The organism is Bacillus sp. PS95 (assembly GCF_037963565.1).
GTDB lineage: Bacteria > Bacillota > Bacilli > Bacillales > Bacillaceae > Bacillus > Bacillus subtilis.
This window is the reverse complement of the sequence record NZ_CP150160.1, coordinates 1,152,259-1,178,806: the sequence shown is the minus strand read 5'-3', so window position 1 is coordinate 1,178,806 and position 26,548 is coordinate 1,152,259. Positions and strand designations below refer to the sequence as shown.

Sequence of the window (26,548 nt, the reverse complement as noted above, 5' to 3'; positions counted from 1 at the left end):
AAAGAGTAGTACACGTTTCACCTGTTTGAAGAGAGTCTGCGGTGCTGGGAGCAGATAACGGGCAATGTGGAATGGACTTTGGAGCAGCTGACCGAACTGGAAAAAAGTAGGCTCAGCCGGAGCAGTCTCCGTTACAAACGTCAGAGTGATTTCATTTTAATGGAATAATCAGGGTGGTACCACGGTTCATTCGTCCCTTTTTTACAGGGGAAGAATGAGCCTTTTTTATTATGTTTTAAGAAATGAGGTTGATGTTTTCATGAAACAAACGATTTTTTCAGGCATTCAGCCAAGCGGCTCAGTGACGCTCGGCAACTATATCGGTGCAATGAAGCAGTTTGTCGAACTGCAGCATGATTATAACAGCTATTTTTGCATCGTGGACCAGCATGCGATAACTGTTCCTCAAGACCGGCTTGAGCTTAGAAAGAATATCCGCAATCTCGCGGCGCTTTACTTAGCTGTCGGACTTGATCCAGAAAAAGCAACATTGTTTATTCAGTCAGAGGTCCCCGCGCATGCGCAGGCCGGATGGATGATGCAGTGTGTCGCCTATATCGGCGAGCTTGAGCGGATGACTCAATTTAAGGACAAATCCAAAGGCAATGAAGCTGTCGTCTCCGGCCTGTTAACGTATCCGCCGCTGATGGCCGCTGATATTCTGCTGTACGGAACGGATCTTGTACCTGTCGGCGAGGATCAAAAGCAGCACCTTGAACTGACGCGGAATCTTGCAGAACGCTTCAACAAAAAATACAACGACATCTTTACGATTCCGGAAGTGAAAATTCCAAAAGTCGGTGCACGCATCATGTCTCTGAATGATCCGCTGAAGAAAATGAGCAAATCTGATCCAAATCAGAAAGCTTATATTACCCTGCTGGATGAACCGAAGCTTCTTGAAAAGAAAATCAAAAGCGCTGTGACAGATTCTGAAGGCATTGTGAAATTTGACAAAGAAAACAAACCGGGCGTTTCCAACCTTCTTACAATTTATTCAATCCTCGGCAATACGACAATTGAAGAGCTTGAAGCAAAGTACGAAGGAAAAGGCTACGGCGAGTTTAAAGGTGATTTGGCAGAAGTCGTGGTGAACGCATTAAAACCGATCCAGGACCGCTATTATGAGCTGATAGAATCTGAAGAATTAGACCGGATTCTTGATGAAGGCGCGGAACGGGCGAACCGGACAGCAAACAAAATGCTGAAAAAAATGGAGAATGCCATGGGTCTTGGAAGAAAAAGACGCTGATCAAAAAACCGCTCTTTGCAAAGAGCGGTTTTTTTCAGTTGACCTTTGATTCGTTTTCCATTTCCCAAAGCTTTTCGAAAAAAGGCTGTCCTTTTATTAGGTTTTCGCAAAAAGCTAGGTGTTTGTCCGACCAGCCTTCAATTGTTTCGTTATACAGCATGTCCCAAATCTCTTCAAAGCTCATCCTTTTGATTTGTTCATACATATGCGGATTCCACTCTGTGTACCAGTAGCCGATTTCAGCCCGGTTTTTCAGCCCTTTTAATTGGTCAAGCGCCATAAACATCAGCTGCTTAATTTGCCGTTCTTTTCTAGTCAGTCCTCTGACATGTTCTGGTGCTAATGATAAGATGTGATATTCCTTAGAGGATTCCAGCTTCTTTGGCTCAAATTCATATGTTTCAGGCTCTACATCTTTTACCATTTCATAAACGAGCTGCTCCTGTCTTGGGATCAGACGGCTTTTTCTGACAGGGATCGTGTAGCCGATCGTGTCGACAGCTAAAATGCCGATTCCGTCTGTTACGACAAAACAATACTCAAGCTTTGTCCGCTCATGATTTTTCCGAATGTACGATTTCTGATGTACGTCTTCAAGCAAACCTTCCGGAAGCTCTGACAAATCGTTTTCTATGTAATGAAACAGTACTGACGGCACCCTTAACAGCGGCACCTGATCCAAAAGCTCAACCGTATCTTCCTTGCGCCATTCGTGAAAGTGGCATACATTGTAGCCATTTTCTTCCCCTTCAAACCAATTGACCCACACATCATGAAGAAATAACATCTCTAACCCCTCACTTTTATAAAAACTGTTGTCCACAGTATAGGCAAGGGATAGAGAAATTATTCCAAAGAGATTGAGGAAATCTGGAATCATTGGGTTTATGTAAGAATCATAAAAAGCAGATCTCTTTGTATATTTTCTGACAAAAGGAGACCTGCTTTTTTCTGATTTGGTGATATTTTATCACAGATATTATTTTCATTTTTATTTAATATTTTTCGGGTCAAGCGCATCCCGCAGGCCATCACCGACAAAGTTGAAGCATAAAACGGTCATTAAAATAAATAGCCCGGGAAATAACGGGTACCACCATGCTTGAATCATTAATGTAAAGTTTTGAGCATCCTGAAGCATGTTTCCCCAGCTAGCAATTGGCGGCTGGATACCGAAACCCAAATAGCTTAGCGTTGATTCAGCTAGAATGACACTGCCTACTTTTAGAGTAGCGGAAACAATAATTGGCCCAATACAATTCGGCAATATATGCGAAAAAATAATTTTGTGATTTTTTGTGCCTATTGTTTTAGCAGCCAATACAAATTCCCTTGACCGTAGGGATAGAAACTCGCCTCTGACTAGTCTCGCTGTTGTAGTCCAGCCCGTCAGAGAAAAAATCAAAATTAACTTATCCATTCCCGGTTGAAAAATTGTAACTAAGGTAATAAGCAGAAAAATATCCGGAATAGATAAAACTACGTCGACAGCCCTCATCAATACAGCATCTACTATTCCTCTAAAGTATCCTGCTAAGGCTCCAACAACCGTACCAATTGTAATCGCACCAATTACGGAAGCAAAACCAACTAATAAAGACACACGGGCACCATATAACACCCTTGTAAATATATCGCGCCCAAACTTATCCGTCCCCATTAGATTTTGAGCGCTTGGCGGCTTCAGTTTGTTTAAAAGAGATTGACTCTCAGGCGAGTAAGGCGCAATAAAAGGAGCAAAGACCGCCATTAAGATGATAACTGTTAAAATTATACCCCCAACAACAGCAAGCCTATTTTTGAAAAATTTCTCAAAAAAGATCCTAGTCATTGTTTCTGGTTTTTTTCTAATATTTTCTTTTAGCTTTACCTCATTAGAGGGAGCCGCAGTGTTTGGATGTGTCATGTGTGCCACCCCCTTTTAATATTCAATTCTCGGATCAACTAATGCATACAAAATATCTGCAATCAAGTTCCCCAGTACAACCAAAACAGCAGAAATCACAGTCATGGCCATAATAACCGGATAATCTCGAGAGAATGCCGAATCAATAAATAACTTCCCTAATCCCGGCCAAGTAAAAATCTGTTCAACTACTACAGCACCGCCAATAAATGATGGAATCATCAATCCGAAAATTGTAATAACAGGAAGCAGGCCATTTCTCAAACCATGTTTAAAAATCACTTTATTTTCTTTGAATCCTTTGGCTCGAGCTGTTCTTATATAATCTTGCTTTAATACATCAAGCATACTTGATCTTGTATAACGAGTAATACCTGCCATATCCGCAGTTGCTAAAACAAACGCAGGTAAAATTAAATGATGGAGCCTATCAAAAATGTTAAAGTCAGCGTTTAAAGTGCCGACACCTCCCGTAGGAAACCAACCGAGATTTACGGAAAGAACCATAATAAGAATTAATCCGAACCAGAAATTTGGTATTGCCAGCCCCAAAAATGACGTGACGGTTATACCATAGTCAAGCTTAGAATAAGGGCGTTTTGCAGAAAGAACACCGAAAGGAATTGAAATCAGAAGAGCAACAAGAGTTGAAAAAACCATAAGCACCAGAGTATTTGGCAAACGTGAAAGGATTAGATCGGAAACTGGTGTCCCCTTTTTCACAATAGATGTCCCAAAGTCGCCTTGGAGCATGTTCCCAAGCCATTTTAAGTACTGAACAGGTTCTGGATCATTGAGCCCGTACTTTTCAATAAATTTGGCTCTGTCAGCTTGGCTGATTGTCGGATCCATCATAAGTGACATCGGATCACCTGGCGCCGCTTTCATTATCGCAAATGATAAAATTGTAATGCCCAAAAGAATTGGCAGAGACATTAATGTTCGACGAACAATATATGTAACCATATTCTTGTCCCCTTTTCTAAAATAGGATAAAGAGGAAAGGATGCATAATCCTCACCTCTCTAGGGATTTAACTATTATTGTTCAAGCCACCATTTTTCAATATGATATAAGTCATTTTTCGGATGGAATACATATCCATGCATGTTTGTCGGGATTGCCCTATGATAATTGTAATAAAACAGGAATGAATAAGGCTGGTCCTCAGCAATCAATTTATAGATTTCTTCGTATTTTTTCTGATATTCTTTTCTGTCTGTAATTGATTTAGCTTCTTCTAAAAGTTTATCGACTTTAGGATTCTTATACCATATGTTGTTTAATCCGTTCTTAGATTGACTGGAGTGGAAAATTGAAAATTGATCTGGGAATGTAGCCAAACTCCAACCGAGCAGTAGTGCATCATAATCCCAATTCGGTGCGCTTGTTTGTTCAATAAGAGCACTAAATTCTACAATTTGCGGTTTTGCTTCAATTCCTACTTCTTTAAGTTGCTGCTGAACAACAACTGCTAAATCCTCCCGAATCTTATTACCCTGGTTCGTTTTAATGGTAAATGAGAATTTCTTTCCGTCCTTATCAAGGTAACCGTCTCCATCTGTATCTTTCCATCCTGCTTCTTCCAAGAGCTTTTTAGCCTTTTTAGGATTGTAATCAAATGTAGGTACATCACCTTTTGGATAGTTCCAAGAAAGCGGACTTTCAGGAACGTTTGCAACTTTTCCATCACCGTTTAACACCTGATCTACCATTGCTTTTCGATCAAGCGCATACGTAAGAGCTTGACGGACTTTTTTGTCTTTAAATAATTCATTTTTTTCATTCCATCCAATATAACTGTAGTTCAAACCAAGATCTGATTTAACTTGAACATTATCAAATGTTTTAACTGTCTCAAAGTCTGTGCCTGGTACAACAAAGAAGTCAATATCCCCAGCTTTTAATTGAGCAACAGCTGCATTAGAATCAGGAATCGTCTTAACTGTCACTGTATCTAAATACGGTCTTCCGCCATAATAGTCATCATTTGCTTCAAGTTTTACATAATCGCCCTTCTTCCATTCAACAAACTTGAATGGACCCGAACCAATTGGATTTTTCCTGTTAAATTCATTTTCTCCTAAATCTGCAACTGGCACTTTCCCTAAAATGTGTTTAGGCAGAATACCGTAACTGTCTAAAACAACATTGTAAAAATACGCATCCTTTTTCTTTAATTTAAATTCAACTTCATAATCACCTTTTTTTGTAACAGATTTTAGTGATTCAAAACCAGAACCGCGTTCACCATTATAGTCCTTGTTTAAAGGGATGCTATAAGTGAAAACAACGTCATCGGCTGTAAGTTCTTTTCCATCATGGAATTTTACACCTTTTCTAATTTTGACATCATAAGTCAGGCCATCTTTGGATTCCGTTACTTTCTCAGCTAAAGCAGGTTTCACATTTAGTTTTTCATCCGTTTCTAATAATGTACTATAGATCATCCCTTCAATATCTGAACTGGAAACGTCTGTAGAATAGAGTGGATTAAACAACGTAGGCTCCCCAGTTGAACCAACAACCAAATCCCCGCCTTGCTGCGGTTTGCCTGCTGATTTTTTCGCGCTGCTGTTGCTTGATTTTGATCCCGAGCAGGCTGATAAAAAGATGGCCAGAACCATCAATACACTTAGCATCATCAGTGCGGTTTTCCGTCTTTTCATTAGATATTCCCCCTCTTGAAATGTTCGTTCTTCTCAGCTGTTGTTTATGTAGTGTGCATACCCCCTCTCAAAGCTGTGCGGGCAACATTAGCTATAAAGGTGACAAGCCACAAAGTGGCTGGGAGCAGCTTCTTTAAATTCTGGTATTTGTTCCTTGCATATCGATTTTGCAACAGGACATCTTGTGTGGAATACGCAGCCTTTTGGCGGGTTGGCCGGGCTAGGCAGTTCTCCCTTCAGGACAATGCGTTCACGTTTGACAGATCCTCTTTTTCTTGTAACCGGAACGGAGGATAAAAGCGCTTGGGTATATGGGTGAAGCGGGTTGTCATAAAGCTCATGCTTGCCGGTCAGTTCCATCATTTTGCCAAGATACATTACTCCGACTCTGTCGCTGATATGGCGGACGACACTCAGATCATGAGAGATAAATAGATACGTAAGATTAAATTCTTCCTGTAATTCCTCCATCAAGTTAATCACTTGGGCCTGAATAGATACATCAAGTGCGGAAACCGGCTCATCTGCAATGATCAGCTCTGGATTCAAAGTGAGTGCTCTGGCAATGCCGATCCGCTGGCGCTGGCCGCCGGAAAATTCATGGGGATAACGGCTGGCAAACGACGGGTGAAGCCCTACTCTTGCAAGCAGCTCTTCAACTTTTTCGTTTCGTTCACGCATGGTATACATGTTGTGCGTATTAAACGGCTCCTTTATGATGGAACGCAGGGTCTTTCTCGGGTTTAACGAAGCAAATGGATCTTGGAAAACCATTTGAATATTTTTGCGGACACTCTTCCGCAGCTTCTCCTCTGACAGATTGGAAATATCCTGCCCTTTAAAAAGAATTTGGCCCTCTGTCGGTTTGTACAGTCTGATCATCGTTCTGCCGGCAGTCGATTTTCCGCAGCCCGACTCTCCAACGATTCCGAGTGTTTCTCCTTTTTTTAACGAAAATGAAACACCATCCACCGCTTTTACATCACCGACTTTTCTTTGAAAAAGGCCTGACCGGATCGGAAAGTATTTTTTTACGTCACGAAGCTCTAAGATTGTTTCTTGATTAGCTGCTGTCATGATTGTTCGGCACCCTCTTCCTCATATAAAAAGCATCTCACCGTTCTTCCGCTTTTGTGTGTCAATAGCGAAGGCTGATTTGTCCAGCACTTATCCATAGCTTTCGGGCACCTTGGGGCAAAACGGCACCCCGGCGGCAGATTATCCGGTGTAGGCACACTGCCTTTAATTGCATTTAATTTATCAATCTCTCCATCTATAACAGGAATTGACGTAAGCAGGCCTTCTGTATACGGATGAAGCGGTTCTAAAAATAAGTCATCAACAGTGGCGTTTTCTACGACTTGTCCGCAGTACATGACAATCACTCTATCGGCAGCTTCAGACACGACACCTAAGTCGTGTGTGATGAGAAGAATCGATGTATTGAACTTCTGACAGAGATCTTTCATGAGCTCCAGCACCTGGGCTTGTATTGTCACGTCAAGCGCTGTCGTTGGTTCATCAGCAATGAGCAGTTTAGGATTACAGCTCAGTGCGATGGCAATCATCACCCTCTGTCTCATACCGCCGGACAGCCGATGCGGGTACTCCTTCATAATTTGCTCCGCCCGGGAGAAACCGACCATCTGCAAGAGTTCAACAGCTCGTTGACGGGCTTCTTTTTTCTTCATGTTTTTATGGTAAATCAGCACTTCGGTAATTTGTTCTCCGATTGTTAACACCGGATTAAGGGAGGTCATTGGTTCCTGAAAGATCATGGATACTTCGTTACCGCGGATTTTGCAATAATCGTTTTCAGTGAATGAGGTGAGGTCTTTGTCTTCGAGTTTAATAGAGCCGTCCATGATTTTTCCGCCTGAGCTTTGGACGAGGCCCATAATTGATAAAGAAGTAATGCTTTTTCCGGAGCCCGATTCACCTACAAGCGCGACGGTTTCGCCTTTGCTGATGTGAAAATCGACTCCGTCAACCGCAGGGATCGGCTCCTTTTTCCTAAAAAAATAAGTCTTTAAATTATTCACTTCTAAAAGTGTGCTCATGCTAGCTCCCCTTTCCCCCCTCTTGTTGTCAAACGTTTTCAAGAGAAAGCAATCCCTTTATTCAGAAATAATAAATAATATTGAATTATCGAAAAATTTTATAGTTGTATATTATTACAATCATTTTGCAAAATCAAGAATTTTTTAGGATAATTGTAATATTATTAATGAAATTCCATTATTTTATCCTTTTAAAGCATTGCATCCAAAAAGGTCTCAGCAGGAATGGACAGCCCGTCTGCGGTGCTTGCCTTGCTGGCAGTTAAATATTTTTTTACAATATTGAATCCAACTGCGTATCCAAGCATTTTTGGCTGATATCCTTTGCCGAATAACAGCTGGGGAAATAATCGATTATCCCGTTTGATATCCCGATGGGGCGCAATCTTTTTTTCATATAAAGCCTGAAGCTGCTCCGGTGTATACCAAGTCGTCCACTCAGCCGTTTGACTTCGGCCGAACCTCTCATAAACAGCATATTCCGCCAGCCCTTCCATGATGATTGTATCAAGTAATGTGACATCCTTTTCCTCTTTTGTCAGATGACCTAACCGGCAAACGTGATGATACTCATGCGTCATAAGGGCAGATACCGACCCAAAATCTAAATCTGACGAAAGAAAAAGAAACATTTTGTCTTGAAAGGCGAGTCCTGATTTTGATCCGAACTCTAAACGGATTCTCCTGTTTCGTTCATCAACCGGCAGCGTAACAATTGGTACATCAGGACCTTGCCATTTGTTTTTGAGGTACTGTTCTTCCTTTTGGATATGTCCGTAAAAACCTTTTTCCTTCAGCTTGGAAACCGTCTGAATACCCTCTTTTATGTTTTTAAACATCCCATGATGCTGAAGATGCCCCAGAATGCCCTTCCAGTTCTTTTTCTCCGCACCTGAAAAAAGCGGGATAATGTAATGCGCCAAATCATCTATTGAACCGGCCTTCCTGAGCCAGCTATATGTTTGTTCTACACTCATGTGATCGCCTCCTCTTTTAATCCTATGCACACAAAAAAAACCGGCTACCCTTTAAGGGCAGCCGGTTTGGCTTGATTATGATTGATATTTCTTAAAGATTAATGTTGCGTTGTGTCCGCCGAATCCTAATGAGTTGCTGAGAACATAATTAAGTTCCTGTCTGCGGGCTTCATCAGGCACATAATCCAAATCACATTCTTCGTCAGGTGTTTGAATATTGATTGTCGGCGGAATCACGCCTTCTTTAATGGCCAGGATAGAGAAAATCGCTTCAATACCGCCGGCTGCTCCTAATAGGTGGCCTGTCATCGATTTTGTAGAGCTTACCGCAAGTTTATGCGCATGCTCGCCGAAAACGGTCTTAATCGCCATTGTTTCGTATTTGTCGTTGTAATACGTGCTTGTCCCGTGAGCATTGATGTAATCAATTTCTTCAGGTGCAATGCCTGCATCTTTAATGGCTTCTTGCATCGCTCTCGCTCCGCCTTCACCGTCTTGGGCCGGCGCTGTGATATGATAAGCGTCTCCGGTTGAGCCGTAGCCGACAATTTCTCCGTAAATTTTAGCGCCGCGGGCCAGGGCATGTTCAAGTTCTTCAAGAACGATAATCCCTGCACCTTCCCCCATGACAAAGCCATCACGGTTTTTATCGAACGGGCGGCTCGCTGTTTTCGGATCTGGATTAGTAGACAGCGCTTTGTTGGCACTAAAGCCGGCGAATGACATTCTTGTCAGCGGCGCTTCTGTTCCGCCTGTGACCATCACGTCTGCATCACCGCGCTGAATAACCTTAAACGCGTCACCGATGGAGTTCGTTCCTGTAGCACATGCTGTAACCGTACAAGAATTCACCCCTTTTGCTCCTAATGCAATAGAAATCTGGCCTGTCGCCATGTCAGGAATCATCATTGGCACGAAAAACGGGCTTACCCGTCTTGGGCCTTTTGTTAAGAAGATTTCAAATTGAGACTCTAGTGTTTCAAGTCCTCCGATACCGGAGCCTACCCAAACACCGACTCTCGGCGCGATCTCATCGGTAATGTTAAGCTCTGCATCTTTAACCGCCATTTTCGCAGCCACAACCGCATATTGTGTAAAGCGGTCCATTTTTCTGGCTTCTTTTTTATCCATATAATCTTCAACATTAAAATCTTTTAATTCAGCGGCAACTTTTGCCGGATATTCTTCAGCGTCAACACGAGTGATCGGACCGATTCCGGACACACCGTTGATTGCGTTATTCCAACTTGTATCGACGTCGTTGCCAAGTGGAGATAATGCTCCAAGTCCTGTAACAACTACTCTTTTTTTAGTCATCTTGTGTGCACCTCACCTTTTTTTATCGGCCCCAGCGGATTGCAATGGCGCCCCATGTTAGTCCTCCGCCGAACCCTACCATAACGACCACATCGCCGTCTTTGATTTTACCGGCTTCCAATTCTTCTACAAGAGAGATCGGAATGGATGCGGCAGAAGTATTTCCATATTTATGAACAGTTTTAGACATCTTTTCGACAGGAAGCTCTAAACGCTCGCGAGCAGCTTCCATGATGCGGATGTTCGCCTGATGCGGAATCAAAAAGTCGACATCCTCTTTTGAAAGTCCGGCTTTTTCAATGACATTTACGCATGATTCTCCCATTTGGCGGACTGCAAATTTGAAAACTTCTCGTCCATTCATGATTGTATGTCGTTTTTCATTCAGATACAAGTGCTGACCGCCTGTGCCGTCGGCTCCTAGTTCAAATGAAAGGATTCCTCTGTCATCACTGACTGGCCCGACTACCGCAGCGCCTGCTCCGTCTCCAAACAGAACGGCTGTATTGCGGTCTTCCCAGTCGGTAATGCTTGAGAGCTTCTCTACACCAACAACTAGAACATGCTTGTAGGTTCCGGATTCAATAAATTGTTTACCAGTTACAACCCCGTACATGAAGCCCGCACAAGCCGCGCTGATATCCATAGCACACGCTTTCTTCGCGCCGAGCTGTTCTTGAATCATACAAGAGACCGTAGGGAATGACTGATCAGGTGTAACAGTTGCAACCAAGATCATATCCAGATCCTCAGCAGCCACTTCAGCTTGTTCCAGCGCATTTTTCGCTGCTGCAACAGCCATATGTGATGAAAACACATCATCTGCTGCGATTCTTCTTTCTTCTATTCCTGTTCTTGTACGAATCCACTCGTCAGAAGTTTCAACCATTTTTTCAAGATCATGATTTGTTAAAACCTTCTCAGGAATGTAACGTCCAACACCAAGTATTCCAGCTTTCATAAGGGAAGACTCCTTTATATCTTAAATTTAGAAGATCAATCAGGTTGTGATCAATTATTAGTATCAGGTACTAATTCTATCCTATTTTTTTTCACATGGCAATATATTCGTCTAAACTATCAGTTCATCTTACTCATAGAGTATGGTATATGGAAAGGAGGCGTATGCAGTTGGATGTGTTTTCAAGAATGATGTTCGGCGATGCAGCAAAACCAACAGAAGAGAAGGAGGAGGAACAGCAAGAGGAAGTTTCTCAGGTTTCTCAGACAAACGACGAAGAGACGATTAATTACATGCATATTATGGACCAAATCGGTTCAATTATGAACTCTCTTGATCAAATCAAGCCCGCTTTAAAGGAGCTTGCGCCCATGCTCTCCGCTATTAAAAAGAAAATCATGTGAAAAGCCACTTTCAAAAAAGTGGCTTCTTCTTATTCTGTTTCAGATTTAGCGTCAGACTTGCCAAGCTCATAAGCTTCCGCCATTACCGTTGTAAATAGATTCATAAACGGCTGGATGGTCTCCATTGAGAGCTCAATGCCTGATTTCTCAAGCTGTTCTTTCGCTTCAGGGAGATATTTCATGGCAATTTGCAAGAATTCAAGTGATTTTTCGTGCTGCATGTGACGTCACTCCATTACTCGTTTTTTGGCAGCTCGCCTGTTTTGTTGTATGTTTTGATCAGCTTGGCGATTCTTTGCTGAAAGTCTTTGTCGACGAGCGGGCTGAATGTTCCCATCTCAACGACTCCCGTATTCAGGTCGTAGTAATGATCGCCGCCCTCAAGGGTGCCTTTATTAAATTGTTCAGCAATGATCTCATAGGCCTTGTCCACATTTTGCACCGTGCTGGTTAATACGGTATTCTCGCCCAGATCCGATTGATCTGTGACGTAGCCAATGGCATAAAGACCGTCTTTTTTGATTTGCTGAATAACAGGAACATTATACCCGTCTCCGGCGGGATACACAACATCCGCGCCCTCGTTCTTCATTTTCTGATAAAGCTTTACTGCTGTTGTATCATCATCCCAATGATCCGTATATTTCGTATTTACCTCTATATCCGGATTTTCATACTTGGCCCCTTTGATAAAACCGTCAACCTCAGGCTGCCACGTAAAGGAAGCAATTACACCGACCTGATTCGTTTTCGACATATGGGCAGCAGTCATTCCTCCAAAAAAGCCCATTGCTTCCCCGCTAAAATGGACACTCGTTACATTATCAGCTTTCGCTTTCGCATTGGAAATGACGAATTCCATATCTGGATAATCTTCGCCGACCAAGTTAAACACCTCAGCATATTCACTCCCATGGCCGTAGAGCAGATTGACGCCCCTCTTATGAAAATCCTCAATCGCATTTATGATATCTTCTTCTGTTTTAACGCCTTCTTTATAATAGACGTCCACATTGTATTTGGATTGTATATTCAGTAATCCTTTATACCCTTTTGTGCCCCATACGAGGTCATTAATCGTATCAGGAAAGAGCATGCCGACCTTCTCAATTTTTCCTTTGAACGGAGTTTGTCCACATCCACTCAATAAAAGGAGGACAGAAAAGATCATGACAAGCCTTGTGATCAAGTCATGTTCAACTCCTTTTGACAAGCTATAACATGTTTATTTTTATACGTTTATTGTATCTAGAAAACTCGAAACATGGAAGGTTTTTCTTAATATTTGTCGAAAATTGATGAAAATTGTCTTTTCCACTCGATAATTTTTGTTTTTGCTTCTTCTTTTGAGGTTTTTTCTGTGACTTGCAATTCAAAAAGCTGATCTTTGCTATGACGGCTTGGTTCTAACAGGAATCTCAGCAACTCGTCAGCCACGTCGTTTGTGTAATAGCCTTTTTCCTCTGTTTCTTCTTTCCATGGCCCATACATTTTCGGCAGGATCACGGTTTTTTCCGAGCCTGTTTTTTCACGTTTTTCCCATTCTTTGCGGTCTTCTTCATATACTAAAATATAAGGAGAATCACATTGGTCTAAAGGCAAAAAACTTCCGAACTGGATACAAATTGTATCATAATTTTGGTCTCCAATGTGTTCAAGCTGGCGAAAGAGTTCATTTCTCCCAAGCCACATGAGTCTTTCTTCTAAGTACATTTGTCTCATTTTATCTTCTGTTTCCGCCAGAACAACGTCAACATGTATGCCTTCATCCATCATTCGCTCACATAATGAAAGGCCGAAAAATTCGTCCGCACCTACAATCAGCGTTGATTCCATTGCATCTGCCGCCCTTCCGGTTTTTCATTTCCCAAAACAAAACAGCCTCCGCAAAAGAGAAGGCTGCTGTCATTATATTCTCTATAATTCTTTTTCATGACTGTGAAAGAATTTGCAAATTGATGCATAAATTCTGCTTGGATGCTCAAATAAATGAAATGTCATGTCGACCGGTGAGCCTTGCTTTTGCTGTTTTTCCTTGAAAACTTCCGCATGTACACTGTAGGGATATGGAGCTCCGGTCATACGCTGCCATATATGAACCGGTACGCCGCTCGGGTAGCTTTGAATTGTTTTATAACGAATCGCTTCCGCTTCTTTTTCAGAAATTCCGTAGCTTTTCGATACTTCTTTCAAAAATTGCTTATAGAAAAATTTATTTTCTTTTTCCGATTCATAATGTGCCTGAAGATCGAGACAAGGATTCAACATTGCGGCTGAGCGGATATGATCCGGGGAAAAACGAAGCAGTTCATCGGCCACGAGAGCACCCATGCCTTCTGCTAAAATATGAATCTTCGGATTGAGGATTTCCTGCTTCAGCACAGAATGTATCAGCTGTTTGGCATAGGTGACTGCTTTTTCCGCCCCCCAATGCCTTCCGAACAGATTGCTGTTAAAAAGAGTGTATCCTTCATTCATCAACATGCTCAGAAGCTGATTTCTGCCATAATGCTGCTGCCAAAAGCTTGAATCATGTCCGACAAAGTGGGTTCTGTCCCCCAAGATAAAGATGCCGAAGCCGTTCGGGCGATAGGGCAGATGAATGACATTATGCTCCGTTCCCAGTTGAAAGTATCTTTCCGTTATTCCCATCGCTTGCCCGCCTCCTTTCACACTTCATCTCACGCTATCTTATGTAAATAGAAAAGAAACGAATAAGGTAAAGTCCTAGCCTTTTACATTTTTGGCTATTATACTGATTGACGTTTTATATTTTACCATTAAAGTGTGACGAATCAGACTCTTTTGTCACCTCACTTTCTGCTAAAATTGGATTCCCCCTTCGCTTTTTGTATGGTATGATAACTTTTAGAATAGAATGAGAAGGACGAGGTGGAAACGTGCGATATATTATTGCCTTTATTTGGACGTTCCTTTTATCACATATGGCATGCTACTTGGTTGCAAGCATGAACAGCGTTACGTATAATTTCAAAACATCATCTGTCATTGCTGTTGTACTGTATGTCTTAATCATGGTTTTAGCAGAAATCATGCCTATGAACAAAAATGCAAGCCAGCATTAAAAAGCCAAAAACCCAAAACATTTATTGTTTTGGGTTTTTTAGTGGTCACGGCTTTCTTTTGTAGGTCCACAGCCGGTTGTGGTTTGATGTTTCGGGGAACATTTCCCCTGCTGACAGATGGACCTTTTGAGGGTTTTTAACCATGCTCCCTGTCTCGCCGATTTCTACGTAGACACCGTTATTAGGCGCTTTCTGTCCGGGCCGGAATTGGTGCTGCTGTCCCACTGTTTTTCCTCCTTTTCCTTTTTGCTGTAGTATGCGCCTAAGCGGCTGTGAATATGTTGCCATCAAAAAAACTGCTGAGTTTGGCTCAGCAGTTTTTTGATGATTCCCCTTTATATAAAATGGCCTTCAGCAGTGCTTTTTGCACATGAAGACGGTTTTCCGCCTGCTGGAACACTGCAGAGTTCGGCCCGTCAATAACCTCTGCAGTCACTTCTTCCTCACGATGCGCAGGGAGACAATGTAAAAATGTATAGTCAGGCTTGGCATGGCTGACCAGCGCCGCATTTACCTGATAAGGCGCAAAGACAGCAAGACGTTCTTGCTCTTCCGCTTCCTGCCCCATGCTTGTAAACACATCAGAATAAATCACGTCCGCGTCTTTTACAGCTTCAATCGGATCATCTGTCAGCGTGACAGAAGAGCCGGATTGAAGTGCATATGTCTTTGCCGCTTCAGCTGCTTCATCTAACACTTCATATCCCTTTGGCGAAGCGATCGAGATATCACAGCCCATTTTCGCGCAGCCGATCATCAAGGAGTGCGCCACGTTATTTCCGTCACCGATGTATGCGACTTTTACGCCTTTAAGCTTCCCTTTTATCTCCTTAATCGTCAAGAGATCCGCCAGCGCCTGGCATGGGTGGTATTTATCGGTAAGTCCATTGATCACCGGAATGTCAGCTTCTTTGGCAAGTTCCTCCACCTTTTCATGTTCAAAGGTCCGGATCATGATGGCATCCACATAGCCTGACAGCACTTTTGCCGTATCAGCGACAGTCTCACCGCGCCCCAGCTGCAGATCTTTCTGGCTTAGAAAGAGGGCGTTCCCGCCCAGCTGCGCCATGCCCGCTTCAAATGAAACACGGGTCCGCGTTGATGATTTTTCAAAAATCATCGCCAAGGTTTTGCCATGGAATATAGGCTGAATTTTGTTTTGTTTCAGCTCACCGGCTTCTGCGAGCAAGGCGTTTATATCCTCTTCACTAAGGTCCTTTAACGTTAATAAATCTTTTCCGTATAAACTGGTTTGCGTCACTGTGTGCATGATGCCACTTCCTTTTTATAGAGGTCTTTGAGAGATACAGGCTGCGGATGGCCTGAACCGCTTTGTAAAAACGCCCGCACAGTTTCTTCTTCTGTAAAGACGGGGATGCCGTGCGTCATGGCTTCCAAACGTTCTTTGCGTGCTTCTTCAGAACCGCTCAGATTAATGTGGAGCGAGTTTCCTTCCTGTTCCATCCATGAGGCAAATGTTCCTTCATGTATTGTAAAACCTGCGTTTTCTGCTAACTCCTTCACATCTTCCGGAACGTTTTGCAAATAAATGCTTCCTTTTTGACTCCAGACTCTTGTATAGATTTTTTTCAAGGCGCTGTTAGAATCATATGCGACACACATGCCTTCTCCCGTTGATTTCATTTCCGGCCCAAGCTTGACATCCACATCCTGGATCGCATGAGAAGAAAAAACAGGGAACTTCACGGCAACTCCATGATGATTTTGAACTGCCGGATCTAGATCTTTTAAGGACGCTCCCGCCAGCAGACGTGTGGCGAGCGGAATCATCGGAACGCCCATTACTTTGCTGACGACAGGAACCGTGCGGCTCGCTCTCGGATTCACTTCAAGAACGAGTATGTTTCCATTGTCGATCACAAATTGAATGTTCATGATGCCTTTAAATGAAAGTTTTCGGGCAATTTTTTGTGCCGCATCTTTCATGCCCTGCTGCAGCCCGCTCATGATGGACGGCCCGGGAAGAATGGCAAAGCTGTCCCCTGAATGGACACCTGCCCGTTCAATATGCTCGGTATATGTCGGGATAAAGACATCCTCGCCGTCGGAAATCAAATCAATTTCGACTTCCTTTCCAGACACATACTGATCAATCAAAATCGGGTATGGCATGCTGTCCTCATCATTCAGCAGCTGAGAAAGCTGGGCTTGCGAGTCAACAATGATCATGCCCATTCCGCCGATAACGTAAGATGGGCGGATTAACACCGGATAGCCGATCTCACTCGCTTTTGAAGCGGCTTCTTCTTTTGTATAAGCAATTTCTCCTTTTGCGTGCTTCAATCCCAGCTCGTCAAGAAGCTGATAAAATTGATCCCGATCCTCTAACACGTCGAGCGTTTGAAATGATGTGCCAAGAAGAGTAATGCCGGCTTTTTCGAGCGCTTCAGCAGCATTGATTGCAGTTTGGCCGCCGAATTGCACAATTGCAAAATCAATATTTTCCTGCTCCGCCACGTTTACAATATGCTCCGTTGTCATCGGTTCAAAATACAGGCGATCCGCAATTTCATAATCGGTGCTGACCGTTTCCGGGTTATTGTTAATCATGATGGTTTCGAATCCAAGCTCTTGCAGTGTCAGCACACCGTGAACAGCACTATAATCAAATTCAACGCCTTGGCCGATCCGAATCGGGCCTGATCCGATAATGAGCGCGCGTTTTTTCTCTTTGCGGCTGATGTCTCCATCGGTTTCTCCGAAATATGTGGAGTAAAAATAGTTTGTTTTCGCATCAAACTCTGCCGCGCATGTATCTACGATTTTAAAGGAAGGCGTAATGCCCATCTCCTTGCGAAGCGCGCGCACCTCTTCCTCTGTTTTGCCGATCAGTGAGGCAATCGTTGCGTCTGAGAATCCCTTTTCCTTTGCTTTCTTCAATAATTCAAAAGAGAGATCGCTCCCTGCTTCCATCAGGCGGTTTTCCAATTTGATGATGTTGTCAAAGGTATGAAGGAAAAACGGATCAATTTTTGTTTTTTCATGGATGTCATCAATCGAGACGCTGCGGCTCAACAGCTCCATGACAACGAAAAATCTGCGGTCATCCGGAGTGATTGCCAAATCCCATAGCGTATCAATTGACAACCCGCTGAGCTCTGGAAGGTGTGTCCCGATATTTTTTAATTCAAGCGACGCGGCTGCCTTTTGTATCGCTGCTTCTAAATTCCGTTCAATCGCCATCACTTCACCGGTGGCTTTCATTTTTGTGCCAAGCTTGCGGTCTGCGTTTTTGAATTTATCAAACGGCCAGCGCGGAAATTTGACGATCACATAGTCCAGTGCCGGTTCAAAGCTTGCGTAAGTCGACCCTGTGAGCGGATTTTTCAGCTCGTCAAGGGTGTATCCGACTGCCAGTTTCGCGGCCATCTTCGCAATCGGATAACCGGTCGCTTTAGACGCGAGAGCCGATGACCGGCTTACACGCGGATTCACTTCAATGACGTAATATTGCTTGCTGAATGGATCAAGCGCGAATTGAATGTTGCAGCCGCCTACAACATCAAGTGCTGAGATGATCGTCAGACTTGCTGTCCGCAGCATTTGATAGTCTTCGTCTGTCAATGTTTGTGACGGCGCCACAACAATAGAGTCACCTGTATGCACGCCGACCGGATCGATATTTTCCATATTGCAGACGGTAATGCATGTGTTATTGCTGTCACGCATGACTTCATATTCAATTTCTTTAAAGCCGGCAATGCTTTTTTCGACAAGGCATTGATTGATCGGGCTTGCTAATAGCGCCTGCTTAATCATAGCTGTAAAGGCTTCTTTATCAGGGGCGATTCCTCCGCCCTTTCCGCCTAATGTGTAAGCCGGTCTGATAATAACAGGAAAACCGATGGATTCCGCAAAATGGAGGGCATCGGCCTCGTTATCAACAATTTCACTCTCCGGCACGGGCTGTTTTAATTCATTCATTAACGAACGGAATTTTTCCCGGTCTTCTCCTTTTTGTATCGTTTCAACGGATGTGCCGAGGAGTTTGACGCCGTGCTCTTTTAAAACACCCGTTTCTTCAAGCTCCACCGCTAAATTCAATGCGGTCTGACCGCCTAAATTGGCAAGAAGCCCATCAGGCCGTTCTTTCTTAATGATGGCTGTCAGGCTTTCTGCTGTCAGAGGTTCAAAATAAATTTCATCAGCGAAGGCTTCATCGGTCATAATTGTCGCCGGATTGCTGTTGACGAGAATCACCCGGTAGCCCTCCTCCTTCAGCGCGATGCACCCTTGAGTGCCTGAATAATCAAATTCTGCCGCCTGCCCGATAATGATCGGGCCTGAGCCGATTACTAATATGCTTGAAATACTGGTGTCTTTAGGCATGCGCAATTTCTCTCCTTGCTGGTATCACATTCTTTAAATAATCATCAAAAATCCATTCGCTTTCCGCAGGTCCGGGATGGGCTTCCGGGTGGAATTGAACACTCATGACAGGCAGTTTTTTATGGGCAAGCCCTTCAACTGACGTATCATTGACATGATGAAACCTGATCGTGAGCTCTTCTTCATTAATCGACTGTTCATCAACCACATAGCTGTGGTTTTGGCTTGTCATAAAGACCCGTTTCGTCTCACGGTCGATGACCGGATGATTAGCTCCCCTGTGTCCGAATGGCAGCTTAAAAGTATTCCCTCCGAACGCGAGCGCGATCAGCTGATGTCCGAGACAAATGCCGAGAGTCGGAAAGCGGCTGATGATGCTTTTGATCTTTCCTAAATATGGCTGGATTGCTTTCGGATCTCCAGGTCCGTTCGATAGCACAATGCCATCGGGTTTGATGTTGTATACGGCCTCCATTTGCTGGTATGGCACCACGGTAACCTTGCAGCCTCGTTTGACAAGTGATGATGCGATTGACTTTTTATAGCCAAAATCAATGAGAGCGATATGTTTATTCCCGTCGCCGAATGTGCTGATTTCCTGGGCGGAAGCCTGCTCTGCCACATTCTCTGGTTGAAGAGCAATCTCAGCTCCTTCTTTAGAGGCTGTGACTGTCGCACCCATCGTCCCGTTTGCCCGGATTTTCTTCACGACAGCCCTCGTATCAACATGGGTTAACAGCGGAATATTCCATTTCTGTAGATACTCCTTGAGGCTGTATACCGCTTCATAATGAGAAAAGTGATCACACGCCTCATAGACAACCGCGGCTTTTACTTGCGGTTTCTTGCTTTCAAAATCCTTTTCATTTATGCCGTAGTTGCCAATCAGCGGGTAGGTAAATACAATAATCTGTCCCTTATATGATGGATCTGTCAGCACTTCCTGGTAGCCTGTCATTCCTGTGAAAAAAACAGCTTCTCCCGTGCAGTTTTCATGACCGTCCAGCTCGCCGCTGAACGATGTCCCATCTTCTAACACTAAATAACCTTCCATCTAACAGCCCACCTCTTGATGAATAATTAATTATAAAAATGAATTTTTATGCCTTTATATCGAAAAAAAATCACTGGTTTACAGCGGAATGATGAGCGATTGCCTGTTTCAGCTTGCTGACGGCTTCTGCTATTTCATCCTTAGTCACGGTGAGCGGCGGCAGCAGCCGAATCACGTTCGGGCCGGCCGGCAATACAAGCAAGCCTAATGTCTGCAATTCAGCAATAATGTCAGCAACCGGGCCATCACACTCAATTCCAAGCATTAATCCTTTACCTCGGATTTGTTTAACAAAAGGGCTCTTTAGCTCTGCCTCAAGCTGTTCTTTTAAAAACGCCCCTTTGTCAGCAGCCTCTTGCAAAAAGTCAGGCTGGAATACAATTTGCAATGTGGCATTCACAGCAGCCATCGCCAGCATGTTTCCTCCGAAAGTCGTTCCGTGAGAACCAGGGGTAAACGCTTCTCCAAGCTGTTTCTTTCCGATGACAGCGCCGACCGGAAAGCCGTTTCCCAATCCTTTGGCGACTGTGATGATATCCGGTGAGAGTCCGAAGTGCTCATATGCGAAGCCTTTTCCCGTCCGTCCGATGCCGGTCTGGATTTCATCAATGATGAGAAGGGCTTGCTTTTCCTTGCAAAACGACTGTACGGCTGATAAAAATTCAGCACTAGCCGGATTGACTCCTCCTTCTCCCTGCACTGTTTCAAGCATCACCGCGGCAATATCGCCTTCCTCCCCAAGAGCTTTAAAAGCAGAAGGATCATTGTATGGCAGGTAGTGAAAGCCTTCAAGCATCGGGCCGAAGCCTGTTTTGATTTTATCCTGTCCGGTCGCAGCCATCCCTGCATACGTGCGGCCATGGAACGACTGAAGAAAAGTGATGATTTTTGTTTTTCCAGTTGCTTTTCGGGCAAGCTTTATCGCACCTTCATTCGCCTCCGCGCCGCTGTTGCAGAAAAAGACAAGATCTCCTGCACTATGCGCCGCCAGCTTCTGCGCCGCTTGCTCTTGGAGACTGTTTTGAAACAGGTTTGATACGTGCCATACGCTGTCAAGCTGTTTTTTGACTGCCTCTGTCACCGCTTCATGGCAGTGTCCTAGATTTGATACCGCAATCCCCTGAATGAAATCAAGGTACGTTTTGCCGTTTTGATCCTCAACGTACGTTCCCTTTGCTTTTTTGAGGTCAATATCCCAACGGCCGTAGGTTTGAAACAAGCTGCTCATGAAACAGCCTCCTTTGCTTTGACGATTTTTGTCCCTTGAAAGGTTTGTTCTGCGAAGAATGATCCTTTTCCGTTTACGATCATGACTTCAGACACCTGATCTGATAAAGCTGACAAGGCTGAATTGACCTTCGGGATCATCCCTCCTGTGATCACTTCCTGCTTGATCAGCATCTGAATCTCCTTAGGGGTCAGGACGTCCAGACGCTGCTTTTCCTTCATGATTCCATCGACATCCGTGACGAACATCAGCTTATCGGCTTCAAGCGCTCCGGCGACTGCTGAAGCAGCCAGATCAGCATTTACATTCAGCGTTTTGCAGTCGCTTGTCATAGACAGCGGCGCAATAACGGGGATGATGCCATTTTCCATCAGCGCGTTCACCATGGACGCATCGACTTTTTTGATTTCTCCCACTTCTCCGTATGTTTCCGGATCTAGATAATCAGCCTCCAAAAGACCGCCATCCTTACCAGAAATGCCTGCGGCTCGCAGTCCGTGTTTGGCAAGCTCAGCAACGAAAAATTTATTGACAGAACCGGATAAAACCATTTCCGCCACTTCCAGCACCGGCTTCGTTGTTTTCCTCTGTCCGCCCGAAAACTCTGTCTTGATATTTAACCGTTTCAGCATATTCGTGATTTCCGGTCCCCCGCCATGTACGATCGCCAGCTTCCAGCCTGACGCCATCAGCTCTTTCAGATTTTGAAAAAATTCCTCCGACAGCTCACGGATGACGCTTCCCCCGCATTTAAAAACGATAGTTTTCTTCATTTCGCTCCCCTTTATTACGTGCGATAGCTCGCGTTAATTTTGATATAGTCATAGGTCAGGTCACAGCCCCACGCTCTCCCGTTTCCGTCCCCTTCATCCATCTTGATGACAATGGTGATTTCATCTCCTTCAAGGTATTCCTTGGCGAGAGATTCAGAGAATGGCTGAGGTTCGTTATCCTTAAACAGGCATTGGCCGCCAAGATAAACCTCTACTTCTTCTGCCGTCACCTGTGCTGCGGAGTGTCCGATGGCTCCGATGATCCGCCCCCAGTTGGCATCTGTTCCGTATACTGCCGTTTTTACAAGATTTGAGCCAACAATCTTTTTGGCAATGACGTTTGCATCAAGATTGTTTTTCGCTCCCTGCACTTGGGCTTCAATTAGTTTTGTCGCGCCTTCTCCGTCTCTGGCAATCTCTTTAGCCAGATCCTCACAAGTGAGCAAGAGCGCTTTTTTAAAGACCGGCCAGTCTGGATGGTCTTCTGTCAGGCACTCGTTTTCGGCGCAGCCATTCGCCATAACTAATACCATATCGTTCGTGGATGTTTCTCCGTCAACTGTGATTTGGTTAAATGAAACGTCAGTGATTTCCCGAAGCGCCTTTTGCAGCGCTTTTTCTTCGATTGCCGCGTCAGTTGTCACAAATCCCAGCATCGTGGCCATGTTCGGGTGTATCATCCCAGAGCCTTTGGCCGCTCCGCCGATCGTGACTGTTTTGCCGCCGATTGCCAGCTCATAGCACGTCTGCTTGATTACCGTATCAGTTGTTAAAATCGCTTCCTCAAAATCGCCTGATCCCGCAGGTGTTTCTTTCAGCAGCTCGATCCCCGCGTGGATTTTTTCCATGTCTAAATGCTCGCCGATGACACCCGTTGATGAAACAGCGACAAGCTCCGGCTCAATGCCAAGCTGTGAAGCAAAGCTCTCCCGCATTGTGTATGCGTCCTTTAAGCCCTGTTCTCCCGTGCAGGCGTTGGCAATGGCGCTGTTGACGATGACGGCTTTCAGTGTCGGTCCGTGCTTTAAGCTGTCTTGTGTCACTTTGATCGGAGCAGCCTGAAAGTGGCTTTGGGTATAAACCGCTGCACTCACGGCCGGTGTCTCGCTGATAATGACGCCGAGGTCTTTTTTCGAGTAGCGCAGTCCGCAATGCACACCCTTTGCCTGAAACCCTTTTGGCGAGGATACATCCCCTGTTACTTTTACAATTTGATCTTCACTTAACTGAATCATGGTTCGATTCTCTCCCGTTCTATGGATAAATTGGCGTGATGGTGAGTCCAGTTTCTTCATTCCAGCCATTCATCAAATTAAAGTTTTGCACTGCCTGACCGGCGGCACCCTTCATTAAATTATCGATTACCGAGACGATCGTGACTCTGTTCGTTCTCTCATCGAGGGTCACGGCGATATCACAAAAATTGCTGCCGTACACTTCTTTCGTTTGCGGGTACTGACCTTTTGGCCTCACTCTCACAAAATATGAATCTTGGTAAAATTCCGAATATAAATCATGCAGGTCATCTGCTGATAGATCACAGGTTAATCTGGTATACATCGTCGCCATGATGCCCCTTGTCATCGGAACCAAGTGAGCCGAAAATGTAATGGGCCCGAGGCCTGGCTGCCATTCATTCAGCGCCTGCTCAATTTCCGGCGTGTGCTGATGTTCATTGACTTTGTAAATTTTAAAATTGCCGTTCAGCTCAGAAAAATGGGTTCCCATGGATGCTTTTCTTCCCGCTCCGGAAACACCCGTCTTCGCGTCAACGATAACGAAAGATTCATCGAGCAGTTTCTTTTGAGCCAATGGCGCGAGGCCAAGCAAAACAGCTGTTGGAAAACAGCCTGGATTGGCAATGAGTTTCGCCTGTTGAATTTGCTGTTGATTCAGTTCTGCCAAACCGTATACCGCCTCTTGAATCACTGCCTTCGGTGCCGCTGTCCGTTTATACCATTTTTCATATTCAGCCGGTTCTTGTATCCTCAGATCACCTGACAGATCAATAACCGGAATTCCCGCGTCTGCCAGCTTTGGAGTCAATTCACTTGATACTCCGGGCGGCGCAGCGAGAAACATGATATCTATTTCGTGTTTGATCGTATTCATATCAATCGGCTTCAGCTGCTGATCCGCTAAGCCGGTAAGATGAGGATAACCCTCGCTATAGACATTCCCTTCTCCGCTGGATGAATAAAGTATGCATTCCTCTGCATGAGGATGATGCGAGAGAATCCTGACAAGTTCGGTGCCTCCATATCCTGTAGCACCTACAATTCCTATTTTCAAAACAAGTTCACCCTCTTGGTCTTTGTGAAATTATTTAACATTATAACATGAATAAAAATTAATTCAATCGTATATTTAATATTTTTATTCATTTATAAATTTTCTGTTCAATGGGAATTCCGCTCAAAAAAATCAGCACGACTCCAGCACAAAAACGTTGATGCGATGCCGCATTTCAGCCGTATAAAAAAACAGGCTGACCGCGTCAGCCTGTTTTCATCATCATCAATCCACTCAAAAAATATAGAATAGAGCTTGCATAAAAAATCATTTGCACTGTAAAAAAGTCAGCGAGAAAGCCCCCGAGCATAATGGCTGCTGCTGAAAAGACAGCTGTCCAAAAATGGTAATTTCCAATCTTCTTTCCACGCTCTCCGCTGTCTGTAAAATTAGCGATCAGCACTTTTTCTCCATGCTTTTGCATCGCTCCAAAGAGCCCTAACAGCACTTGGACGATATACACTTGAACGACGCTTCCGATATGCGGGACATATAAAAGCAGAACAGCCATCCCCCACGAGTTCAGAAGCAGAAAATAACGGCTGTCAAACCTTTCAGACAGCCGTCCGAGGAGCGGGTAAATGAGCGCTCCGCTCAACCCGAACAATCCGTAGGAAAAACCGAACTGTGTGTAGCTTGAGCCGATATTTTTCACAAACAGAATATAAAACGGAAAGATTAAGCTGCTTGCGAAAAACACGCTGCTTTGTGATAATGTCAGCCATTTTAATTTGTTTTTCCCCATTATTTATACCTCTGATAAAAGTAATTCATAAAGCGCTCATCCGGGTCATAGGTTCGTTTTTTCTGAAAAAACGCTTCACTTTTCGGATATGCCTGTCTCATTTGCGCTTTTGTCTGGTAGGTCATATAAGGCAGATAATAGCTGCCGCCGTGCTTGATGGCAACGTCTGTCATGCGCCTGATGATTCGGGCAGTATCTGCCTGGTCTTCTTTTGAAAAGCCCTCGTTTATTAATAGCACGAGCGAAAACATATCGTCCTTCGCATAGGAAAGGTCGGCCTTTTCATTTTTCTGCACGTAGCGGATCGTAATGTTCAGCAGGTTCAGATCTTCGTCCGACAGCGTTTGTCTCAGGTCATCAATATAGGACCCATACTCCTTCACGGGCACAAAGTATTCTTGCAAAACATCTGTGTTGTCATTGTTTTCATACTCTAGAAACTTTGATTCGGACCGCATGACGTTATTGCGTGAAATCTCTGTGCCGTTTTGGCTCAGGAAATAGGATTGCTGTGTGTCCCACAGCCAATTCCTGCCCCATTCATACTGTCTTGACAAACCGAGTGCAAACTTTGTGGCTCCCGTATACTCATCTTCTTTGAGATCGCTGTATGATGGCAGCTGATCCTGATGATCAGCCAATACGTAATTTGTGACATACATGTCTTTCAGAAATCCTTTTTTCGCTGTTGAAATTCGCGCCAGATGCATTCGGACATCTGGATTTCCTTTTACATGCTTTGAAAAATAGTCTGAGTATGTGCTGTAATTCATTTTTTCTGTCTTCATGACATACAGCTCATCATCTGTCAGCTCAAGCGTTACATCAAGAATCACGCCAAAAAGGCCGTACCCTCCGATGACCGCCGTAAACAAATCATCTTTTGGAGTGACAGTGATAATCGTCCCGTCAGCTTTTAAAAGCCGAAATGATTTGACTGTATCAATCAGCGAGCCGTAGCGAATATCACGTCCGTGTGCATTTGCGCTGAGAGATCCGCCGATTGTAAAAATGTTTTGTGACTGCATGACTTTTACCGCGAGTCCGTATGGATTCACGTATTTCTGGATATCATTCCACGTTGCACCGCTTTGCACCCTGATGGTTTTCTTCTCTTGATCGAGTGACAGGATTTTGTTGTAGCCCGTCATGTCGAGAACGATGCCGTCCTCATAATATGTATGGCCGCCCATGGAGTGCTGGGCCCCGGCGATTGAAATTTTTATGTTTTTTCGATTTGCCTCTTTGACTGTGTCAATGAGCGTTTCCTCTTCCTGCCCTTTCACTGTCTGCTTTATTTTTACAGGCATCAGGCGGCTGACATCCGTCATCTCGCTTGTGTCTGTTTTTTGCTCTGGGTTCACAGAGTACGCAAACAGGGCCGCATACGCGCCAGTACAAAGCGCGAATGCAAGCAATTTCTTTTTCATAGTGCTCTCCCTGCTGTTTTTTATGACCATTATACCATGACTGC

Annotated in this window: 26 protein-coding genes and 1 other annotated feature (1 of these 27 cut by a window edge); of the genes, 3 read left to right on the top strand and 23 right to left on the bottom strand. The window is 44.2% G+C overall.

The window, feature by feature from the left end:
- Nucleotides 1-201, top strand: a binding site (T-box leader) (it extends 14 nt beyond the left edge of the window).
- Between the two features lie 58 nt (nucleotides 202-259).
- Nucleotides 260-1,252 (top strand): tryptophan--tRNA ligase, encoded by a 993-nt coding sequence (gene trpS / locus NSQ12_RS06125; RefSeq protein WP_015483084.1) that lies wholly within the window; start codon nucleotides 260-262, stop codon nucleotides 1,250-1,252.
- A 34-nt stretch (nucleotides 1,253-1,286) separates the two neighbouring features.
- Here trpS and NSQ12_RS06120 read toward each other — a convergent pair whose 3' ends face one another.
- The 9 genes from NSQ12_RS06120 to fabH all read right to left on the bottom strand — a co-directional run bounded on the left by NSQ12_RS06120 (nucleotide 1,287) and on the right by fabH (nucleotide 11,142).
- Nucleotides 1,287-2,039, bottom strand: coding sequence for a YjbA family protein (locus NSQ12_RS06120; RefSeq protein ID WP_167408052.1), 753 nt, complete (start codon nucleotides 2,037-2,039; stop codon nucleotides 1,287-1,289).
- Between the two features lie 204 nt (nucleotides 2,040-2,243).
- The gene (gene opp4C / locus NSQ12_RS06115; RefSeq protein WP_046160281.1) at nucleotides 2,244-3,158 is read right to left on the bottom strand and encodes an oligopeptide ABC transporter permease; all 915 of its coding nucleotides are present in this window, start codon (nucleotides 3,156-3,158) and stop codon (nucleotides 2,244-2,246) included.
- A gap of 15 nt (nucleotides 3,159-3,173) precedes the next feature.
- Nucleotides 3,174-4,124 (bottom strand): ABC transporter permease, encoded by a 951-nt coding sequence (locus NSQ12_RS06110; protein ID WP_015252362.1) that lies wholly within the window; start codon nucleotides 4,122-4,124, stop codon nucleotides 3,174-3,176.
- 74 nt (nucleotides 4,125-4,198) lie between these two features.
- Entirely contained in the window at nucleotides 4,199-5,827 is a 1,629-nt protein-coding gene (locus NSQ12_RS06105; RefSeq protein ID WP_123373381.1) for a peptide-binding protein, read from the bottom strand.
- Between the two features lie 87 nt (nucleotides 5,828-5,914).
- Entirely contained in the window at nucleotides 5,915-6,904 is a 990-nt protein-coding gene (gene appF, locus NSQ12_RS06100; RefSeq protein WP_041056494.1) for an oligopeptide ABC transporter ATP-binding protein AppF, read from the bottom strand.
- A complete protein-coding gene (gene appD, locus NSQ12_RS06095) occupies nucleotides 6,901-7,887 on the bottom strand; it encodes an oligopeptide ABC transporter ATP-binding protein AppD (protein ID WP_003232965.1) in 987 nt (328 codons plus the stop codon). Before appD ends, appF begins: the two co-directional genes overlap by 4 nt.
- Before the next feature lie 191 nt (nucleotides 7,888-8,078).
- On the bottom strand, nucleotides 8,079-8,864 hold the full coding sequence (locus tag NSQ12_RS06090) for a DUF2268 domain-containing protein (RefSeq protein WP_003232967.1): 786 nt from the start codon (nucleotides 8,862-8,864) through the stop codon (nucleotides 8,079-8,081).
- A 75-nt stretch (nucleotides 8,865-8,939) separates the two neighbouring features.
- Nucleotides 8,940-10,181, bottom strand: a complete 1,242-nt coding sequence (gene fabF / locus NSQ12_RS06085; RefSeq protein ID WP_024573256.1) for a beta-ketoacyl-ACP synthase II — start codon at nucleotides 10,179-10,181, stop codon at nucleotides 8,940-8,942.
- 22 nt (nucleotides 10,182-10,203) lie between these two features.
- On the bottom strand, nucleotides 10,204-11,142 hold the full coding sequence (gene fabH / locus NSQ12_RS06080; RefSeq protein ID WP_003232971.1) for a beta-ketoacyl-ACP synthase III: 939 nt from the start codon (nucleotides 11,140-11,142) through the stop codon (nucleotides 10,204-10,206).
- A 164-nt stretch (nucleotides 11,143-11,306) separates the two neighbouring features.
- On the opposite strand from fabH, the gene yjzB reads away from it, so the two are divergent.
- A complete protein-coding gene (yjzB, locus tag NSQ12_RS06075; RefSeq protein WP_003232972.1) occupies nucleotides 11,307-11,546 on the top strand; it encodes a spore coat protein YjzB in 240 nt (79 codons plus the stop codon).
- Between the two features lie 29 nt (nucleotides 11,547-11,575).
- Here yjzB and comZ read toward each other — a convergent pair whose 3' ends face one another.
- The 4 genes from comZ to NSQ12_RS06055 all read right to left on the bottom strand — a co-directional run bounded on the left by comZ (nucleotide 11,576) and on the right by NSQ12_RS06055 (nucleotide 14,198).
- Nucleotides 11,576-11,767, bottom strand: a complete 192-nt coding sequence (comZ, locus tag NSQ12_RS06070; RefSeq protein ID WP_326147461.1) for a ComG operon transcriptional repressor ComZ — start codon at nucleotides 11,765-11,767, stop codon at nucleotides 11,576-11,578.
- Nucleotides 11,768-11,781: 14 nt separating this feature from the next.
- The gene (gene med, locus NSQ12_RS06065) at nucleotides 11,782-12,735 is read right to left on the bottom strand and encodes a transcriptional regulator Med (RefSeq protein WP_014476425.1); all 954 of its coding nucleotides are present in this window, start codon (nucleotides 12,733-12,735) and stop codon (nucleotides 11,782-11,784) included.
- Nucleotides 12,736-12,824: 89 nt separating this feature from the next.
- Nucleotides 12,825-13,382, bottom strand: coding sequence for a hypothetical protein (locus NSQ12_RS06060; RefSeq protein ID WP_029317608.1), 558 nt, complete (start codon nucleotides 13,380-13,382; stop codon nucleotides 12,825-12,827).
- 81 nt (nucleotides 13,383-13,463) lie between these two features.
- Nucleotides 13,464-14,198, bottom strand: coding sequence for a hypothetical protein (locus NSQ12_RS06055; protein ID WP_003245223.1), 735 nt, complete (start codon nucleotides 14,196-14,198; stop codon nucleotides 13,464-13,466).
- Between the two features lie 248 nt (nucleotides 14,199-14,446).
- Between NSQ12_RS06055 and NSQ12_RS06050 the strand changes: the two genes are divergently transcribed.
- The gene (locus NSQ12_RS06050; RefSeq protein WP_003245236.1) at nucleotides 14,447-14,632 is read left to right on the top strand and encodes a DUF2929 domain-containing protein; all 186 of its coding nucleotides are present in this window, start codon (nucleotides 14,447-14,449) and stop codon (nucleotides 14,630-14,632) included.
- A gap of 45 nt (nucleotides 14,633-14,677) precedes the next feature.
- Here NSQ12_RS06050 and NSQ12_RS06045 read toward each other — a convergent pair whose 3' ends face one another.
- The 10 genes from NSQ12_RS06045 to NSQ12_RS06000 all read right to left on the bottom strand — a co-directional run bounded on the left by NSQ12_RS06045 (nucleotide 14,678) and on the right by NSQ12_RS06000 (nucleotide 26,504).
- The gene (locus NSQ12_RS06045) at nucleotides 14,678-14,857 is read right to left on the bottom strand and encodes a YjzC family protein (protein ID WP_003245356.1); all 180 of its coding nucleotides are present in this window, start codon (nucleotides 14,855-14,857) and stop codon (nucleotides 14,678-14,680) included.
- A gap of 85 nt (nucleotides 14,858-14,942) precedes the next feature.
- Nucleotides 14,943-15,902, bottom strand: coding sequence for an ornithine carbamoyltransferase (gene argF / locus NSQ12_RS06040; RefSeq protein WP_076457865.1), 960 nt, complete (start codon nucleotides 15,900-15,902; stop codon nucleotides 14,943-14,945).
- Nucleotides 15,890-18,982 (bottom strand): carbamoyl phosphate synthase large subunit, encoded by a 3,093-nt coding sequence (locus NSQ12_RS06035; protein ID WP_033883597.1) that lies wholly within the window; start codon nucleotides 18,980-18,982, stop codon nucleotides 15,890-15,892. The genes argF and NSQ12_RS06035 overlap by 13 nt, the downstream gene beginning before the upstream one ends.
- Nucleotides 18,975-20,036 carry a carbamoyl phosphate synthase small subunit gene (locus NSQ12_RS06030; RefSeq protein WP_032721333.1) on the bottom strand — a complete coding sequence of 354 codons (1,062 nt, stop codon included), beginning with the start codon at nucleotides 20,034-20,036 and terminating at the stop codon, nucleotides 18,975-18,977. Before NSQ12_RS06030 ends, NSQ12_RS06035 begins: the two co-directional genes overlap by 8 nt.
- 70 nt (nucleotides 20,037-20,106) lie before the next feature.
- Nucleotides 20,107-21,264 carry an acetylornithine transaminase gene (locus NSQ12_RS06025; RefSeq protein ID WP_069964103.1) on the bottom strand — a complete coding sequence of 386 codons (1,158 nt, stop codon included), beginning with the start codon at nucleotides 21,262-21,264 and terminating at the stop codon, nucleotides 20,107-20,109.
- Nucleotides 21,261-22,037 carry an acetylglutamate kinase gene (gene argB, locus NSQ12_RS06020; protein ID WP_014476417.1) on the bottom strand — a complete coding sequence of 259 codons (777 nt, stop codon included), beginning with the start codon at nucleotides 22,035-22,037 and terminating at the stop codon, nucleotides 21,261-21,263. Before argB ends, NSQ12_RS06025 begins: the two co-directional genes overlap by 4 nt.
- A gap of 14 nt (nucleotides 22,038-22,051) precedes the next feature.
- Nucleotides 22,052-23,272, bottom strand: a complete 1,221-nt coding sequence (gene argJ / locus NSQ12_RS06015; protein ID WP_212058995.1) for a bifunctional ornithine acetyltransferase/N-acetylglutamate synthase — start codon at nucleotides 23,270-23,272, stop codon at nucleotides 22,052-22,054.
- 19 nt (nucleotides 23,273-23,291) lie between these two features.
- Nucleotides 23,292-24,329: an N-acetyl-gamma-glutamyl-phosphate reductase gene (gene argC / locus NSQ12_RS06010; RefSeq protein ID WP_163189960.1), complete on the bottom strand. Its 1,038-nt coding sequence runs from the start codon at nucleotides 24,327-24,329 to the stop codon at nucleotides 23,292-23,294.
- A gap of 205 nt (nucleotides 24,330-24,534) precedes the next feature.
- Nucleotides 24,535-25,074 (bottom strand): MFS transporter, encoded by a 540-nt coding sequence (locus tag NSQ12_RS06005; RefSeq protein ID WP_003232993.1) that lies wholly within the window; start codon nucleotides 25,072-25,074, stop codon nucleotides 24,535-24,537.
- Nucleotides 25,074-26,504: an FAD-binding oxidoreductase gene (locus NSQ12_RS06000; protein WP_133953497.1), complete on the bottom strand. Its 1,431-nt coding sequence runs from the start codon at nucleotides 26,502-26,504 to the stop codon at nucleotides 25,074-25,076. The genes NSQ12_RS06005 and NSQ12_RS06000 overlap by 1 nt, the downstream gene beginning before the upstream one ends.
- Between the last annotated feature and the right edge of the window lie 44 nt (nucleotides 26,505-26,548).